Raw genomic sequence first — 17,069 nt, forward strand, 5'->3', positions numbered from 1 at the left:
CGTTCGAGCAGTAGAGCAAAACTGATGGCCCCTCGAACGGCGAAGGACCCTCTCAAACAATGGCGCAAGGATGCACAGAGCCTCAGCTATGAAGAGGCTCTGCAAGCAGCCGATCTACTGCTCAACCAACTTCAGAGCGACACCATCCCACTCGCTGATCTGCAGCAGACCTACCAGCGCGGCCAGATTTATCTCGAGCACTGCGAAACACTGCTTGCAGCAGTCGAGCAAAGCGTACTCACGCTGGATCCCGACACGATGACCAGCCAACCGCTCAAAGACAGCGCCAACAATGACTAATCCTGTGCGTTGGATTTACCTGCTGCTGGCAATCCTGGGGGGAATCCTGCCCTGGCAAGCCAATCTTGAATTCATGCAGGCCCAAGGGGGGGCAGGCTTTGACATTCAGCAATTCATCGCTGATGCGAATATCAACGCTGCAGCACGGTCCCTCAGTCGAGATCTACTGATTGGCGCAACAGCCGTCAGCATCTGGATCGTGGTGGAGGCACGACGTCTCCAAGTGAAGCGTTGGTGGATTGCCCTGGTGGCCTGTTTCTCAATCTCATTTGCGTGTGGGGCACCACTGTTTCTCTTCCTTCGTGAAGCACGACTGAAAGAAATGGAAATGGAAAGCGGTGATCCGTCTTAGGGCTCAGCGCTTCGGCCTCAGTCCAGTTCTTCCGCACTGACGTCAATGGTGGCGGCGCTCGCAGGCACCGCGTTGTCTTCGACAGAGCCTGAAGAGGGTGCAGAACCAGTCGACGACGTGGTCGGCAATTCAGCTCCACACATCTGGCAGCTTCCAGAGGTGGCAAAACTGACCGTGCCGCAAGCCGGGCAGGTGCGCATCCGGCTCTGCAACAGCCTCCACCCGATCCAACCCACACCACCGAGGATCACCGGCAGTGCCAACACCACCAAGATCAAGCCCCCTGCGACATCGAGAAGCACCCGTCCGGCAGCGGTTGGCAGCAACAACAAAGCCAACAGCGCGATCCAGACCAGGGGAATCGGAGAACGCAAGGGTCGAACCGCTCAGATCAAGATTCAGTGTCGCCGATCTTTGGGAAGAGAGATAGGCCGGTCACGTTCGGATCCCCGATGCGGCGCAGATACCCGCGAGCAATCACAACGCTCCAGCATTGGCCGTAATAGAGAACCACTCCCACCATCCAGACCCACAAGGTGAGCACTAAAACGCTTCCAATCACGCCATAGGCCTGAAAACGTGAACCCAAGGAAAGAATGCTTCGGCTGACAGCCAAGTTGAGAACAGTGAGCAGAACTCCGATCAACGCCGCACCGGGGATCAATGGCTTCAAGGGGACACGACGACTGGGCAATAGAAACTGCAACAACAGAGCCATAACAGCAAAGCCGAGGCATGGAATTAAGAATCGACCAAAACTAAGCACAGGGATATAACGCAAGACCCCTTCCAGCCAAGGCACAGACAGCACAAAGTCAGCGAGCGCGGCAGCCGGAACCATGCGCAAATTGGCACTGATCTGATCGACAACAATCAGCAATCCAATCAACAACACAACGACAAAAGCCTCAAGTCGTACTTTGACGAACTGCCAGACCTGCTGCTGCCAAGGCAGATCAACCCGAGCCCGAGGCAAGACTCCATGCCAAATTCGATCAGCACCACGTTGCAAGGTGAGATAAACATTGCCAGCCGTTACCAACAGAACGCCTGCACCAAGAACACCAGCGCCCACACCCTGACGCACAAGCTGATCGAGCGTTGTCCGCACCAAAGCAACAACTGAGGGCGGAAAAATATTGGCTGAATACTCAACAATCTGATCAGTCAAGCCAACCTGGCGCCCCAAAAACCAGGAGGCAATCGAAAGCACAATCAACAGCAGCGGGAAGATCGACTGCAGGGTGTAATAAGCAAATGCCGCACTGAGATCAACGCAGTCATAGCGACACCAACGCAGATAGGCCTGCCAAAGCGACCGCACCACGCGCTTTACAGCAGATCGACGCCCCATCAAGATCAGCTTTCCATACCCGACGCTAGCAACCCCCCACATCTCGATCTGAAAGCGAGCACAAAAAAAGCCGCCCCGGACGGAGCGGCTTTCTTCTCAGAAGAGGCGATGGAGGGTGTCAACACCACTGCCATCACCTTCTTCAGATTGAAAATTGAGTTTTACCTGGCATCGAGTTATTTTCTCAGGGGGCTACCCCCCAAATATCGTCACCGCTGCTGCGTTTCACAACCGAGTTCGAGATGGATCGGAGTGGTGCCACAGCGCTATGGACACCAGGATAGGTCTCAATTCTCAAGGATGAACCCTGAGAACTGCATAGGTTTTGATCACTTGCGTGATCTCATCTAGAAAAGAATCAAGCTTGTTTCAAGGCAAGAACCAAAATGTTGGTCAAGCCCTCGGTCTATTAGTACTCCTCTGCTGCATCCATTACTGGACTTCCACATAGAGCCTATCAACGGGTGTTCTTCCCGTGACCTTACTGGGTTACCCCATGGGAATACTCATCTTGAGGTGGGCTTCCCACTTAGATGCTTTCAGCGGTTATCCACTCCGCACATGGCTACCCAGCGTTTACCGTTGGCACGATAACTGGTACACCAGAGGTGCGTTCCTCCCGGTCCTCTCGTACTAGGGAGAAATCCTCTCAATATTCCTACGCATACACCGGATATGGACCGAACTGTCTCACGACGTTCTGAACCCAGCTCGCGTACCGCTTTAATGGGCGAACAGCCCAACCCTTGGGACCGACTTCAGCCCCAGGTTGCGATGAGCCGACATCGAGGTGCCAAACCTCCCCGTCGATGTGAACTCTTGGGGGAGATCAGCCTGTTATCCCTAGAGTAACTTTTATCCGTTGAGCGACGGCCCTTCCACTCAGAACCGTCGGATCACTAAAGCCGACTTTCGTCCCTGTTCGACTTGTAGGTCTCACAGTCAAGCTTCCTTCTGCTTTTGCACTCGTCAGCTGATTTCCAACCAGCCTGAGGAAACCTTTGCGCGCCTCCGTTACCTTTTAGGAGGCGACCGCCCCAGTCAAACTGCCCACCTGATACTGTCCGCTCCCCGGATAACGGGTGAACGTTAGAACCCTAGCTCTGAAAGAGTGGTATCTCACCATTGACTCCCTAGCACCCACGAGCACTAGATCAACGTCTCCCACCTATCCTGCGCATTCAGAGCCCGGGCACAATACCAAGCTACAGTAAAGCTTCATAGGGTCTTTCTGTCCGGGTGTATGTAGTCCGCATCTTCACAGACAATTCTATTTCGCCGAGCCTCTCTCCGAGACAGCTCCCAGATCGTTACGCCTTTCGTGCGGGTCGGAACTTACCCGACAAGGAATTTCGCTACCTTAGGACCGTTATAGTTACGGCCGCCGTTCACCGGGGCTTCAGTCGCCAGCTTCGCTTACGCTGACCGGCTTCCTTAACCTTCCGGCACTGGGCAGGCGTCAGCCCCCATACATCGTCTTGCGACTTAGCGGAGACCTGTGTTTTTGGTAAACAGTCGCCTGGGACTCTTCACTGCGACCAGCTCTCGCTGGCACCCCTTCTCCCGAAGTTACGGGGCCATTTTGCCGAGTTCCTTAGAGAGAGTTACCTCGCGCACCTCGGTATTCTCTACCACCCCACCTGTGTCGGTTTCGGGTACTGGCAGTTATGCCTTAACGGGTATAGAGCTTTTCTTGGAAGCATGACGTCACCAACTTCGCTGCCGTAGCAGCTCGTACTCACGCCTCAGCTCGGATCGTTTTCGCCGATCCTCAACGCCTCGAACGCTTGAACCAGTAACCAACATCTGGCTTGGCTAGCCTTCTCCGTCCCTCTTCCCAAAACATAACCGGTACAGGAATGTTGACCTGTTATCCATCGACTACGCCTTTCGGCCTCGCCTTAGGTCCAGACTAACCCTCCGCGGACGAGCCTGCCGGAGGAACCCTTAGGGTTTCGGTGCATGGGATTCTCACCCATGTTTTCGCTACTCAAGCCGACATTCTCACTTCTATGCAGTCCACGCCCGCTCACGCTAACGCTTCACCCCACATAGAACGCTCCCCTACCATAAATCCGCAGCTTCGGTACAACACTTAGCCCCGTTCATTTTCGGCGCAGGATCGCTCGACCAGTGAGCTATTACGCACTCCTTTGAGGATGGCTGCTTCTAGGCAAACCTCCTGGTTGTCTGGGCAATCCCACCTCCTTTATCACTTAGTGTTGATTTGGGGACCTTAGCTGGCGGTCTGGGCTGTTTCCCTCTCGACCATGGAGCTTATCCCCCACAGTCTGACTGCCTCGCTACACACAGGGTATTCAGAGTTCATCTCGATTTGGTACCGCTCTCGCAGCCCGCACCGAAATGGTGGCTTTACCCCCCTGCTGGAGCACGAGACGCTACGCCTCAACGTATTTCGGGGAGAACCAGCTAGCTCCGGGTTCGATTGGCATTTCACCCCTAACCACAGCTCATCCGCTGATTTTTCAACATCAGTCGGTTCGGACCTCCACTTGGTATCACCCAAGCTTCATCCTGGCCATGGTTAGATCACCCGGGTTCGGGTCTATAAACACTGACAAACGCCCTATTCAGACTCGCTTTCGCTATGGCTCCACCATTCCCGGTTTAACCCGCCAGTGCCTATAAGTCGCCGGCTCATTCTTCAACAGGCACACGGTCACCCTATCAGTAGGGCTCCCATTGCTTGTAAGCTCACGGTTTCATGTTCTATTTCACTCCCCTCCCGGGGTTCTTTTCACCTTTCCCTCGCGGTACTGTTTCGCTATCGGTCACACAGGAGTACTTAGCCTTACGAGGTGGTCCTCGCGGATTCACACGGAATTTCACGTGCTCCGTGCTACTCGGGATACAGCTAGGTCAGTTCAGTTTTCGTGTACGGGACTTTCACCCTCTGTGGTGTGCCATTCAAACACTTCCACTAACATCCCTTTTCCATAACGCTGTCCCACAACCCCGATAGTCGAAACTATCGGTTTAGGCTCTTCCCCGTTCGCTCGCCGCTACTGAGGGAGTCGTTTTTACTTTCCTTTCCTCCAGCTACTAAGATGTTTCAGTTCGCTGGGTTGGCTCGCGCCAGCCTATGGATTCAGCTGGCCGTTCTAGGGGTTGCCCCATTCGGAAATTCCCGGATCAAAGCGTGTTTCCAGCTCCCCGAGACTTATCGCAGGTAACCACGTCCTTCATCGCCTCTGTGTGCCAAGGTATCCACCGTGAGCCCTTTGTAGCTTGACCAATGTATCTCCATCACGCTTGCCGTCGTTGAAACGGATTCTCCATAATTCATTGCTGAATTAAAGATCAAACTCCCAATTGCTCGACACAATCAGAAGAACGTGGTGGAGTCTCGGCTCTTGCTCAAGAATCAAACATCATCCATAAAAGAATGATGCATCCATGAGATGCTTTTATTCTTTCCAGACTCACCTATGCAGTTGTCAAGGTTCTGCTAGAACTCAAAACTGATTGCTCAGTTCGAGCCCAGCATCTTATCAACTAAAAACTGATTCGATCAATTTCTAGAATGACAGGAAGCTGGGGTCTTCCAGCGGACACATCTAAATCACACGCCATTCGAGCTCAACTCCATACTCTGAAGTTGGGGACAAAGTTCGGTCAGTGGAGGTTAGGAGACTCGAACTCCTGACATCCTGCTTGCAAAGCAGGCGCTCTACCAACTGAGCTAAACCCCCAACACCGAATGGGCCATCCTGGACTTGAACCAGGGACCTCACCCTTATCAGGGGTGCGCTCTAACCACCTGAGCTAATGGCCCAGGAGTCTCATCCCTTTTGGGGTGTGACCTAGACAAAGTTTAGGAACTAAGAATCTCCATCAAGCAATCTGCATCACTGCACACTCTTGACTTCAAAGCTGAGGTACCGATCGACCTAAGGTGACAGGATTTCGGCCTAAGAATAAAAGCACTCAGGCATCAAAATCATTGTGTTGTCTCCCTGTTAGGAGGTGATCCAGCCGCACCTTCCGGTACGGCTACCTTGTTACGACTTCACCCCAGTCATCAGCCCCACCTTCGACGTCCTCCTCCACAAGGGTTGGAGTAACGGCTTCGGGCGTGGCCAACTTCCATGGTGTGACGGGCGGTGTGTACAAGGCCCGGGAACGTATTCACCGCAGTATGCTGACCTGCGATTACTAGCGATTCCTCCTTCACGTAGGCGAGTTGCAGCCTACGATCTGAACTGAGCCACGGTTTATGGGATTTGCTAGCTCTCGCGAGTTTGCTGCCCTTTGTCCGTAGCATTGTAGTACGTGTGTAGCCCAGGATGTAAGGGGCATGATGACTTGACGTCATCCACACCTTCCTCCGGTTTATCACCGGCGGTCTCTCTAGAGTGCCCAACTCAATGCTGGCAACTAAAGACGTGGGTTGCGCTCGTTGCGGGACTTAACCCAACATCTCACGACACGAGCTGACGACAGCCATGCACCACCTGTCACTGCGCTCCCGAAGGCACTTTCCGGTTTCCCAGAAATTCGCAGGATGTCAAACCCTGGTAAGGTTCTTCGCGTTGCATCGAATTAAACCACATACTCCACCGCTTGTGCGGGCCCCCGTCAATTCCTTTGAGTTTCACACTTGCGTGCGTACTCCCCAGGCGGAACACTTAACGCGTTGGCTACGACACCGGAGGGGTCGATTCCCCCGACACCTAGTGTTCATCGTTTACGGCCAGGACTACAGGGGTATCTAATCCCTTTCGCTCCCCTGGCTTTCGTCCATGAGCGTCAGTTATGGCCCAGCAGAGCGCCTTCGCCACTGGTGTTCTTCCCGATATCTACGCATTTCACCGCTACACCGGGAATTCCCTCTGCCCCTACCACACTCTAGTCCAGAAGTTTCCACTGCCATGATGGAGTTAAGCTCCACTTTTTAACAGCAGACTTTCTGGACCGCCTGCGGACGCTTTACGCCCAATAATTCCGGATAACGCTTGCCACTCCCGTATTACCGCGGCTGCTGGCACGGAATTAGCCGTGGCTTATTCATCAAGTACCGTCAGATCTTCTTCCTTGATAAAAGAGGTTTACAGCCCAGAGGCCTTCATCCCTCACGCGGCGTTGCTCCGTCAGGCTTTCGCCCATTGCGGAAAATTCCCCACTGCTGCCTCCCGTAGGAGTCTGGGCCGTGTCTCAGTCCCAGTGTGGCTGATCATCCTCTCAGACCAGCTACTGATCGATGCCTTGGTGAGCCATTACCTCACCAACTAGCTAATCAGACGCGAGCTCATCCTCAGGCGAAATTCATTTCACCTCGCGGCATATGGGGTATTAGCAGCCGTTTCCAGCTGTTGTCCCCCTCCTGAGGGCAGATTCTCACGCGTTACTCACCCGTCCGCCACTAACCCGAAGGTTCGTTCGACTTGCATGTGTTAAGCACGCCGCCAGCGTTCATCCTGAGCCAGGATCAAACTCTCCGTTGTAGATCATTTCCTCTTAGACGTTTTTCACATCCTCAAAATGATTTGCTTCACCCGCAAAGCAGCAAAAATGCTCTCCGCAGTTGTTGCCTCCTTTCAGCTGACACAAAAAGGGTTCTTAAGAGTGCACTTCTAGATCTCTCTATCCATGACTTTCCAGAATCTCAGATCCGGTTGTTGCTCCGTCACTTCGCACACCGGCAACAAAGAGGCTCGTGAAAACCTCCCCGTTGCAGCGAATGACTTCAACGCAACGAAAATTTTTGACGGGACCTCACACCTTTATCGCAATTCCATTCAGCTCCTCACCTCACCTTTCAGTTCGGCTCAAAACCAAACGCGATAAAAGCGTCAGTTCCTAAACTTTTCAATTGTCCAGGTTCTCGCTTCCCTACTCCCTCTCAGGAGTGGTTCTGCGCTGCGGCCTCGCGACCGCCTAATGAACTTACAACACCGTGGGATCGCTCCCTCATCTGTTGCAAGCGCCACAGACACAACAAAGCTCTCGCCTCATCAGACCGTGACCTGCGCTCTCGCCTCTCGGCTCCTGCGCAGTCCAAAAACATAACCCATCAATGGGCTGTGCTCCAAACCCACCGGCGTAGGGCAGTCGAAACGGAGTTCAGGCCTGCAGTAACGCCTCGCCCCACTCGCGGAGACGCTCCAGCATCTCGACGTTTCCCGCCACCACGACCGGAAAATCGGCATCTGATAAGTCATCTCCGGCGTTAAGGCTGCCCGGATCTCGCGACAGCCAGATGATCGGACACTCCAGCTCACTCAGCACGAGCCACACTGCAGCCAAATCCCAGATCTTGGGAGTGGCTTCCAAGGCACCTGCGGTCTGCCCCATCGCCACACTCAGCAAATTGAGACTGGCGACTCCAAGCAATCGAATTTTTCCCGGAAAACGGCGATCGGGACGACGTTGCAACACGCGAATCGAGCGGCTGCACAGCGAGACACAGGCACTCTCAGATGCAGTGCGTGTGTCCGAAGTCAGGAGCTTGCCGTTGCGCCAAACGCCTTTCCCTCTGATCGCCACGATTCTCTGCCGCAACGACGGCACATCAAGGAACACCTCCGAGGGGACACCATCCACCCAACGCGCCACTGAGATCGCCCAATAAGGAATTCCGGCAGCAAAGTTGGTGGTGCCATCCAAGGGATCCACCACCCAGTAAGCCTGCGTGGTGGGCACAGACTTCGAGCCTTCCTCGCTAAGCACGCCTTCTCCGGGGGCAATCAGACCAAGCCCCGAAGTAATCGCTTCATCACTCCAGCGATCACAGGTGGTGATCAGCGTGCCGTCGGACTTGAGATCAGCAGAGATATTCCCGAAATCTTGACGCTGGCGTTCAGCAACCCGATCGAGCAGCTGATGCACGGCATTGAGCTGCTGAGACGAGAGCGCGACTGCCACGATCGGGAACTACCCCTCAGACGACATAACAGCAGCTTGGCAGGCCGGTCGATTCGGAATCGGCTCAATCGGCACGCTGTAGTCCTTGTCTTGAACAGGCTTCGTCGCCGACAGTTGAACGGCAGGGCAGGTCGTGACCTGATCCAGGCCGGTGCGACGACGCAACTGCGCCAGCGAGGTGTTGTAGGTGGTCACGGCATCGGCATAACGCACCTCGGCCTGGGTGAGATCCCTCTGGGTATCCACCACTTCACGCTGCGTGGTCACACCGGCCTGGAAACGCAATCGAGCCAGACGCAGGGATTCGCGTGCAGAGAGAACCTCGCGGGTGGTGGTGTGGATGTTCTGGTTGGCCGTGCGCAGATCGAAGAAACTGTCTTCGACTTCCTGACGGATCTTGTCCCGTTCCGAAGCGAAGTTGTAGGTGCTCTCCTCAGCCTTCTGCTTGTTGAGCCTGTACTGAGCACGGGCCCGACCGCCATCAAAGATGTTCCAGGTGGCATTGAGCGCCACCGTGTTGCTGGCACTCCAGCTGTAATCGGCCATATCCACTGGAGTCTGAACGGCGGTCTGTCCCTGGGTTCGGGAGGTGGAGAACGTGTTGACCAAGCTCAGAAGCGGCTGCACTGCGGCTAAAGCCGCATTGGCATTGCTGTTGTTGATGGAGATGTCGAGGATGAAGCGATCCAGTTCTTCGCGGAAGGCATAAGCCGCCACGATGCTTTCCTGCAACGAGGGTTGCCAGATTCCAGTCACCCGCGCTGGGGATGCAGCGGTCGGCGTGATGTCCTGAGGGAGGTCCAGCTGGGCCGCCAGCGCACGACGGGCTTTGGCTTGATCGCGGACAGCCTCGCTGAGCAACTGCTGGTCGCGAGCGAGCTGGGTTTCGGCTTCCAGAACCTCCAGCTTGGTGGCGACGCCAGCCTCAAAACGGGCACGAGCATCGCGCAAACTCACGAGCGATACCCGCACCGACTGCTGACCAATGCGCACCTGCTCGTCCTGACGCTGCAAGTTGAAGTAGCGGGTGGCGGTATTGAGGCGCAGCTCACGCAGGGCAATTAAATAGGTATCGCGCGCTTTCTCGTAGCCGTCGCGTGCAGCGGCGATCTGGGGAACACGGGCAGGGTCGATCAGGTTCCACTGCACCTGAGCCGCAAAGTTGGCGGTCCACTGGCTGCTGGTGGTGTAAGGACTAATGGTCTTGCCCGTGACAGGGTCAATGCGGGGCTGACCGAAGCTGGGGCTAGCGGGGTCCTGAACCTTGAGGAAGTCAGGGTTGCGGTATTGATCGGCGGAGAGGTACTGCGGCAAGCCATTGGCCGTGAGGTTGACCGTCGGGTACCAGGCAGAAATCGCAGCCAACAACTGGGATTTCGCTTGCTCAACTTGGCTAGCAGCCGCCTTGAGGCTGGGGTTATTGACCTCGGTGAGACGCTCAGCCTGCTCCAGGGTCAGGGGGCGCAACTCACGCACCTTCACTTCGCTGGGCTTGTCGGGCAAGGCCAGCGATGGAGGGGATGCAAGGGGCGTGAGGTCCTCAGGGAGGGTGGTTGCCGCTGGAGGCAACACGGATGGATCAGCCTTTGGCCTTGATCCATGGGTGTCGATTGCTGAGGGCAGTGCGGTCTGATCCAGCAGCCCTGTCTCTTCGTTCAGCTCTTCAGCACGAAGCGAAGCAAAATTGGTAAACGTGAGGGCGCTGGCAACGAGCAACAGGCGAGCAGCAGTCCGACTCACAGCAATTCACAATCTGGCTCGGAGCTTAGGGGCTTTCTTGGGTCTCGCCGAGCACCGCGGCCACGATGTCAGCTGCTCCATGCACGATGCGGACCGGCACGGGTAGGCGTTGCTCCAGTTCCGCCAACGTCATGTCGTCCAGAAACACTGGTTCGCCCTGGCGAAGCATCACCGCCGGCAAGAGCAACTGATCCCCCAACTCTCGTCCTTCCAGGCCTTGAAGCAAGTCTTGCCCCGTGAGCAGTCCGGTCACCACCTGATCCTGCCCCCAGTAGGGACTGGGCAGGCCATGGAGAAGAAGGTTGACGCCATCCACCGCATTCAGGCGCGCCGTGACCGGAGTCAGGGCCTCGTCCACCAGACGGCCCACAACCCAGCTGCTGCGTAAGGGTGTGGGAATGGAGACGGGCAACCCGGTGCTGGCGTCATCCAGCGCTTCGAGAAACGCGCGAATGCTGCCAACTCCATTTTCTTGTTGAGGCAGGTCTTCGTAGCTGGCGCGTGGAGGCAAGGGCTGACCAGCAATCAGATACCACTCATCCGACAACCAGGCGAAGCGACTCCCGAACTGGGCCTGGAAGCGCTGCTGCAGGGGCTCAACGCGAGCGATCACGGCGCGGGCATCGAATGGCGTCACCGGAACCAGACCATCACCATCCGGACGGAAACGGGTCAAACCAACCGGCACCACGGCCGCCGACAACACGGCAGGCCACTCACCGCCTGCAAAACCAGCGAGGTCGAGAAGCGTTCGCTCAAGCGCATCCCCATCATTAAGACCCGGACAGACCACCACCTGAGCGTGAATCTGGAGATCGCGTTCCGCGAACCAGCGCACCTGATCCATCAACAGACCAGCGCGAGGATTTTTCAACAGCTGGCCACGGAGCTCGGGGTCTGTGGCATGCACAGACACAAACAATGGCGTGAGCCGCTGTTGTTCGATCCGCAGCCAGTCAGCGTCGGTGAGGTTGGTGAGGGTGAGATACGAGCCGTAGAGAAAACTGAGGCGGTAATCGTCGTCTTTGAGATAGAGGCTGCTGCGGCGTCCGGGCGGCTGTTGGTCGATAAAGCAGAACGGACAGGCGTTGTTGCATTGCCGCAAACCATCGAAGAGAGCCTCACTGAATTCCAGGCCCAGTCCGTCATCGGCATCTTTCTCGAGGTCGACCTCATGCAGCTCTCCCGCCGCATCCCTGACCTCCAGATGGAGCTCCTCCTCCACACACAGGTAGCGGTAATCGATCAGATCCCGGGGTCTGATGCCATTGATGCTGAGCAGCTGATCGCCGGGCTCAAAACCAAGCTCCTCCCCGATCGAGCCGGGCTCGACAGCAACTACCACTGCCGGGGCAGGCTGCCGGGAGGCGGAGTCAGGATCCAGCGCCGCGACGGCGACACCGGCAGAGGGCTCATTCCACACGCCGAAGGAGCTGCTGCATTCAGTTTGCTGCGGAGGTTGACCACCAGGCCAGCAACAGCACACCGAACAGCAGGCGATAGACCACAAAGATCCAAGTGCTGTGGCGCTGGAGGTAGCGAATCAACCAATCAATGGCCAACCAAGACACCACCGCGGCAGACGCAATCCCGACCAGCAGGGGCAGCACACCACCTGTGTTCGGATCCCCCAGAGCGTCTTTGAGCTCCACCAATCCGGCAATGGTGATCGCAGGGATCCCCAGTAGGAAAGAAAAACGAGCCGCATCCGCCCGCTGCCAACCGTCAAATAGAGAGGCGGTGAGGGTGCTGCCGGAGCGGGAAACCCCAGGAATGATGGCCAGCGCCTGGGCGAGTCCCACCACGAAACCATCACGCCCCTGCACCTGAACGAGCTGCTTGACTCTGGGACCAAATTGTTCAGCCAGTGCAAGCAGCAGTGCCATCACGATCGAGACGATGGCAATCGAGGGCACGCTCCGCAGAGGCGAGCTGGAGTAACCCGGCCAAAAGGTCTTGATCAGGAACCCGACCACAAGAATCGGCAGGGTGCCTACCGCCATCGCCAGGCCTAGGCGCGCCTCCGGCTCGCGCCATTGCCCGCGACTGACGGCAGCACCAATGCCACGAATCACGTTGCTGAGATCGCTACGGAAATAGGCGATCACCGCGGCAATGCTGCCGAGCTGAATCACGGCAGTCACGGAGACCCCTGGATCTCCCCAGCCCGCCAGCACAGGCACCACCTTGAGATGGGCGGTGCTGCTGATGGGAAGGAATTCCGTCAACCCCTGCACCACCCCAAGGATGAAATTGCGCCAACAGGCTGCCAGCAGGCCAGGAGCCGCCACAACGTCAGTCATTGCCAAGACCAAAGCAGGTCGAAGCTATGCGCTACGCGGCTTAGGCGCCAGCCCCCGCCCTCTGGCATGGGTCTTCTAAGGTTTCGGTTCTTTCTTCACAAACGGAGGCTCTCCTTTTGCCAAGCGGCCTGATCCAATCCGAAGCGCTGGATCGTCGCCTGCTCAGGGAGCTTCCCCTGACCCAAGAGCCGCGTCTCAAGGCTGAATCCCAGTCCCAGATTCAGCTCTGGGCCGCTGGCTTAGTGGTGCTTCCTGTCTTTTTGCAGGCTCCTTGGGTGCGGCTCAACCCCTTCAGTGCCTGCCTGTTCACGGTGGTCTTGCTGGCGGTTGCCATTCCGCTGGGATGGCAGCAAGCCAAAGGCCGACATCAAGCTGGGTCTCTGCTGCTGGGGTTTTGTGGCAGTTGGCTGGCTGGGAGCTTGTTCTGGGGATGGCTAAGGGCGCATCCGAGTTGGCACCTCCCCGTCGAAGCCATTGCCCTGCCTCTTGCTCTTGCTGGCCTTGGCAGTCGATGGAGGCTTGGATGCGCGTTCTATCTCTCGTCTCTGGTCGGAACAGCCCTTACCGATCTCGCCATGGCGCTGACCGGAGTGATGCGTTTCTGGCCCGCAGTGGTACAAGCCCCCTTGCATGAGGCCAGCCCACTGCTCCATTCCGCAGCGACCTCGCTCGAGCAGCCTCTCGCCATTGGGGTCATCGCCCTGTTGGCAACCCTGATTCTGAGTTCAGCGCGCTGGATGCACCGACGGGGCAGCTCCGGCATCATCCATGCCGACAGTTGGGCTGTCGCGGCGTCCGTGCTGATCACCACCGTGATGGTTGATGGCCTTTTCCTGGTGCTGGCCTTGATTCACCCAAGCCTGAGTGGGCTGATCTGAAACGAACTGCAAAAGCTGGTCACAAGAGCAGGGATTTGGCCAGGACTGACTTGTATGGTGCCTCTACCGGCGATGCCGGAAGTCTCGTTCCGATTCCTAACGGAGTGTTCCGATGAAGCGGCTGGTCTCCTGGCTGACTGGTGTTGTGGTGATGACAGGCCTGCTGCTGGGGCTAGTCCTTCCCCAAGCGGCCTATGCCGATGAGATTCGCAACGTTGCCGACGACAAGATCGCTGAGCGCGGCGACAAGGTGGACCTGAACAACTCTTCAGTGCGCCGCTTCCAGCAGTTCCCCGGCATGTATCCCACCCTCGCCGGCAAAATCGTGCTAGGTGGCCCCTACGACAGCGTTGACGATGTGCTGAGCCTTGACCTGACCGAGCGTCAGAAAGAGCTGTTCAGCAAGTACCGCGACAATTTCGTCGTCACTGCCCCCTCGATTGCCTTGAATGAAGGCTTCGACCGCATCAACGATGGTCAATACCGTTGATCGGTTGATCTGATCACGACCTCTCGCGTTCAATCACCCTTGAAAAAACCGCCGGAGCTCCCGGCGGTTTTTTTGGTTCTGGCATGAGATCCCACCCCTCCACTGGCGAGCCCATTCCTCCAGGCCCCTGGGATGTGGTGGTGGTGGGTGCCGGTGCGGCAGGGCTGATGACTTGCCTTGAACTGCCTCAAGGGTTGCGGGTCCTGCTGCTCAATCGCAACACCAGCCGTCGCTCATCCAGCCGATGGGCCCAGGGGGGCATCGCCTCGGTGACGCGACCGGACGACAGCGCCGCCAGTCATGCCGCCGACACACTCCAGGCAGGGGCTGGGTTGTGTGATGGCAATGCAGTACGCCTGCTGGTGGACCATGCCCCCCAATGCGTCGAGCGACTGCTCCAGGTCGGCATGGCGTTCGATCGCAACAGTGACGGCAGCCTGGCGACCACCCTTGAAGCGGCCCACAGCCATCACCGGGTGCTGCATGTGCAGGATCAGACGGGGCGAGCCCTGGTCGATGTGTTGCGGGAGCGCGTGGAGCAACGCGAAGGCCTGCTTCACAGGCGAGGTGTTCGCGTCAGCAAGCTTTGGGTGGAAGACGGCCGCTGCTGCGGCGTGCAGGTGCTAGATGGGCCCTTGCTGCACTGGATTCGGGCGCGGGCTGTCGTGCTGGCCACCGGCGGAGGGGGCCACCTTTACACCAACACCACCAATCCCGCCCAGGCAGCCGGTGAGGGCGTGGCACTGGCCTGGCAGGCCGGCGCCGCCATTGAAGACCTGGAATTCGTTCAGTTCCACCCCACTGCTCTGCATCGACCTGGGGCTCCCTGTTTCCTGATATCCGAGGCGGTGCGTGGTGAAGGTGGTGTGCTGGTGGATGCCACTGGCAACAGCCCCGTGGCCGGCCTTCCAGGAGGAGATCTTGCCCCCCGGGATCAGGTGAGTCGCGCGCTGGTGCGCAGCATGCGTGCCGCCGGCACCGACCATGTCGGGCTTGACCTGCGCCCGATCCCTCGGAGCCAGGCGGAGCGCCGCTTCCCCACGATTCTTGAGCACTGCAGGGAATTCGGTCTGAATCCCCTCGAACAACCCCTTCCTGTCGCTCCGGCAGCCCACTACTGGATGGGTGGAGTCGCCACCAATGCCCATGCCGCCACCAATGTGCAGGGCCTGTATGCCGTTGGCGAAGCCGCCTGCACTGGCGTGCATGGCGCCAACCGCTTGGCCAGCAATTCACTGATGGAATGCCTGGTCTATGCCAGGCAACTGCGAGACATCGACCTGCCGCTGTGGTCGCAGAGCGACCGCCGCAGCCTGGACCAATTAACAGCCGCGCCTCCAGCGCTTCGCACGAACCTGGTCAGCAGCCAGAACGCAACAGAGCTCAAGCGGGGGATCAATCAGCTGCGCAAGCAATGCTGGGCAGTGGCCGGTGTGGACCGCTCCGTGCCCGGGATGCGAGAGGTGCTCGCGGCAACACTCCGGGCCATGCCCCGGCTCGAGCAGGAAGAAGCACTTTCATTAATGAACAGTCAGCGCACTGATCAACAGTTCCTGCTGGAGGAACCGAGTCGGCGTGACCTCAACCTGCTGCTGGACCTGAACCACCGCCAACGCACCAGTGCGCTGCTACTGGAGGCCTGCCTGTTCCGGAAGGAAAGCCGCGGCGGCCATTTCCGCAGTGACGCTCCAGTGGCGTTACCGCATTGGCAATGCCACTCACGCCAACAAAAAGGGCGGATGATTCACACCCGCCCAGTCAACCCTTAAACCTGAACCCTCGATGGATCAGAAATCGGCAGGGCCCTGGTAGCCAGACAACTTGGCGAGCTCATCCAGAGGCTTGACCCCGGAATCGAGCGTCCCGTCAATTTCCCAGGTGGGGAAACCCTCGATGCCCTTTTTCTCGCACAGTTTGGGCTGACCATTCACCCCATCTGGAGCGCACTCCACCACATCCAGCTTTTCGGCAGCCTGCTGGCCAAACATTTCCTTTTGTTCCGTGCAATGAGGGCACCAATAGGCGGTGTAAAGCACGGCACCTTCAGCAGTCAGATGCTCGGCAAGGGCCACCTTGGCCGGGGAACTCGTTGTGGTCAGCGCTGGAGCAGCACGACCATCGGGCCGGTTCGGATCAACCACCGAAGCCCAGATCAAACTCCCGAGCAGCACCGCCAACCCCAGCAGCACTCCACGAAACAGCAGAGGCGCGGGATCATCCCAACCGCCTCCGGCCACTGCCAACACCAAGAGAATCACCGAGATGGTGGCTGAGAGAACGCAGAAGAAACAGAAGGCGTCAATCTTGAACACCATCAAGCCCATCAGCACGAAACTGAAAACGGCCATCGACAGGGAGACCGTGAACAGCCCCCACCAAGTACGGCGGGAGAGGTCAGCTTTGTTCTCCGACAGACCAGGGAGGAGAGGAACGATGGCCATCACCAGCACGGCCAGATAAGCCAGTAGGCCAGCGAACGACAGCGGGATGCTGAATCCATCGCCCTGAAACAACGTGCCCCAGGGGCTGTTGAGCACTTTGTCGCAACCATCGCCACCCACGGGGCAAGTGAGCTGACCAAGCAGCCCCCAACGCTTGAGGGTGATCGAACCGGTGTCGATCAAACCCACAGTGGCCAGGACCGCCATCGCAATCCGGACCCACTTCGATCCAGGGTCCTGGCGGCGGCGACTGGTGAGGCGCGTGGTGGCCATACAGGCGAATCAGATGACCGCAAGTTTGCCAGGGATTGCGGCGTTGTTCAGGC

General features: G+C 57.6%; 12 protein-coding genes, 2 tRNA genes and 3 rRNA genes. 5 read left to right on the forward strand and 12 right to left on the reverse strand.

The window, feature by feature from the left end; translation table 11 throughout:
* The first annotated feature begins 24 nt into the window (after positions 1-24).
* Together xseB and RS9916_RS08870 are read left to right on the forward strand one after the other, a co-directional pair.
* Positions 25-300 (forward strand): exodeoxyribonuclease VII small subunit, encoded by a 276-nt coding sequence (gene xseB, locus RS9916_RS08865; RefSeq protein WP_007099028.1) that lies wholly within the window; start codon positions 25-27, stop codon positions 298-300.
* Positions 293-652, forward strand: a complete 360-nt coding sequence (locus tag RS9916_RS08870) for a DUF2834 domain-containing protein (protein ID WP_038023557.1) — start codon at positions 293-295, stop codon at positions 650-652. Before xseB ends, RS9916_RS08870 begins: the two co-directional genes overlap by 8 nt.
* Positions 653-669: 17 nt before the next feature.
* Here RS9916_RS08870 and RS9916_RS08875 read toward each other — a convergent pair whose 3' ends face one another.
* The 11 genes from RS9916_RS08875 to RS9916_RS08925 all read right to left on the reverse strand — a co-directional run bounded on the left by RS9916_RS08875 (position 670) and on the right by RS9916_RS08925 (position 12,934).
* A complete protein-coding gene (locus RS9916_RS08875; protein ID WP_007099030.1) occupies positions 670-1,026 on the reverse strand; it encodes a hypothetical protein in 357 nt (118 codons plus the stop codon).
* A gap of 17 nt (positions 1,027-1,043) precedes the next feature.
* Positions 1,044-2,006 (reverse strand): YihY/virulence factor BrkB family protein, encoded by a 963-nt coding sequence (locus tag RS9916_RS08880; protein WP_038023561.1) that lies wholly within the window; start codon positions 2,004-2,006, stop codon positions 1,044-1,046.
* 163 nt (positions 2,007-2,169) lie between these two features.
* A 5S ribosomal RNA gene (rrf, locus tag RS9916_RS08885) occupies positions 2,170-2,286 on the reverse strand.
* A gap of 109 nt (positions 2,287-2,395) precedes the next feature.
* Positions 2,396-5,261 (reverse strand): 23S ribosomal RNA (locus RS9916_RS08890).
* Positions 5,262-5,646: 385 nt separating this feature from the next.
* Positions 5,647-5,719, reverse strand: a tRNA-Ala gene (locus RS9916_RS08895).
* Between the two features lie 9 nt (positions 5,720-5,728).
* A tRNA-Ile gene (locus RS9916_RS08900) sits at positions 5,729-5,802 on the reverse strand.
* A gap of 184 nt (positions 5,803-5,986) precedes the next feature.
* A 16S ribosomal RNA gene (locus tag RS9916_RS08905) occupies positions 5,987-7,471 on the reverse strand.
* The 16S, 23S and 5S rRNA genes sit together here with 2 tRNA genes alongside, the layout of an rRNA operon.
* A 619-nt stretch (positions 7,472-8,090) precedes the next feature.
* Positions 8,091-8,894 carry an inositol monophosphatase family protein gene (locus RS9916_RS08910; RefSeq protein ID WP_038023563.1) on the reverse strand — a complete coding sequence of 268 codons (804 nt, stop codon included), beginning with the start codon at positions 8,892-8,894 and terminating at the stop codon, positions 8,091-8,093.
* Between the two features lie 6 nt (positions 8,895-8,900).
* On the reverse strand, positions 8,901-10,631 hold the full coding sequence (locus RS9916_RS08915; protein ID WP_038023566.1) for a TolC family protein: 1,731 nt from the start codon (positions 10,629-10,631) through the stop codon (positions 8,901-8,903).
* A gap of 25 nt (positions 10,632-10,656) precedes the next feature.
* Complete coding sequence (locus tag RS9916_RS08920) at positions 10,657-12,054, reverse strand: TIGR03279 family radical SAM protein (protein ID WP_007099034.1); 1,398 nt, start codon at positions 12,052-12,054, stop codon at positions 10,657-10,659.
* Between the two features lie 19 nt (positions 12,055-12,073).
* The gene (locus RS9916_RS08925; protein ID WP_007099035.1) at positions 12,074-12,934 is read right to left on the reverse strand and encodes an undecaprenyl-diphosphate phosphatase; all 861 of its coding nucleotides are present in this window, start codon (positions 12,932-12,934) and stop codon (positions 12,074-12,076) included.
* Between the two features lie 116 nt (positions 12,935-13,050).
* Here RS9916_RS08925 and RS9916_RS08930 point away from each other — a divergent pair, with 116 nt between their 5' ends.
* The 3 genes from RS9916_RS08930 (at position 13,051) to nadB (ending at position 16,071) form a co-directional block, all read left to right on the forward strand.
* Positions 13,051-13,812, forward strand: coding sequence for a DUF3120 domain-containing protein (locus tag RS9916_RS08930; RefSeq protein ID WP_007099036.1), 762 nt, complete (start codon positions 13,051-13,053; stop codon positions 13,810-13,812).
* A 112-nt stretch (positions 13,813-13,924) separates the two neighbouring features.
* Entirely contained in the window at positions 13,925-14,302 is a 378-nt protein-coding gene (gene psbU / locus RS9916_RS08935) for a photosystem II complex extrinsic protein PsbU (RefSeq protein WP_007099037.1), read from the forward strand.
* Positions 14,303-14,385: 83 nt separating this feature from the next.
* Entirely contained in the window at positions 14,386-16,071 is a 1,686-nt protein-coding gene (gene nadB, locus RS9916_RS08940) for an L-aspartate oxidase (RefSeq protein WP_007099038.1), read from the forward strand.
* An 18-nt stretch (positions 16,072-16,089) separates the two neighbouring features.
* Here the strand turns inward: nadB and RS9916_RS08945 are convergent, their stop codons facing one another.
* Complete coding sequence (locus RS9916_RS08945) at positions 16,090-17,016, reverse strand: vitamin K epoxide reductase family protein (protein WP_007099039.1); 927 nt, start codon at positions 17,014-17,016, stop codon at positions 16,090-16,092.
* Positions 17,017-17,069 lie beyond the last annotated feature (53 nt).

The organism is Synechococcus sp. RS9916 (genome assembly GCF_000153825.1).
In the GTDB taxonomy this organism is placed as follows: Bacteria; Cyanobacteriota; Cyanobacteriia; order PCC-6307; family Cyanobiaceae; genus Synechococcus_C.

Bases quoted from the DNA above. Each gene is read 5' to 3' on its own strand.
- xseB (WP_007099028.1), top strand. From the start codon at position 25: ATGGCCCCTCGAACGGCGAAGGACCCTCTCAAACAATGGCGCAAGGAT.
- RS9916_RS08945 (WP_007099039.1), bottom strand. From the start codon at position 17,016: ATGGCCACCACGCGCCTCACCAGTCGCCGCCGCCAGGACCCTGGATCG.
- RS9916_RS08870 (WP_038023557.1), top strand. From the start codon at position 293: ATGACTAATCCTGTGCGTTGGATTTACCTGCTGCTGGCAATCCTGGGG.
- RS9916_RS08925 (WP_007099035.1), bottom strand. From the start codon at position 12,934: ATGACTGACGTTGTGGCGGCTCCTGGCCTGCTGGCAGCCTGTTGGCGC.
- nadB (WP_007099038.1), top strand. From the start codon at position 14,386: ATGAGATCCCACCCCTCCACTGGCGAGCCCATTCCTCCAGGCCCCTGG.
- RS9916_RS08880 (WP_038023561.1), bottom strand. From the start codon at position 2,006: ATGGGGCGTCGATCTGCTGTAAAGCGCGTGGTGCGGTCGCTTTGGCAG.
- psbU (WP_007099037.1), top strand. From the start codon at position 13,925: ATGAAGCGGCTGGTCTCCTGGCTGACTGGTGTTGTGGTGATGACAGGC.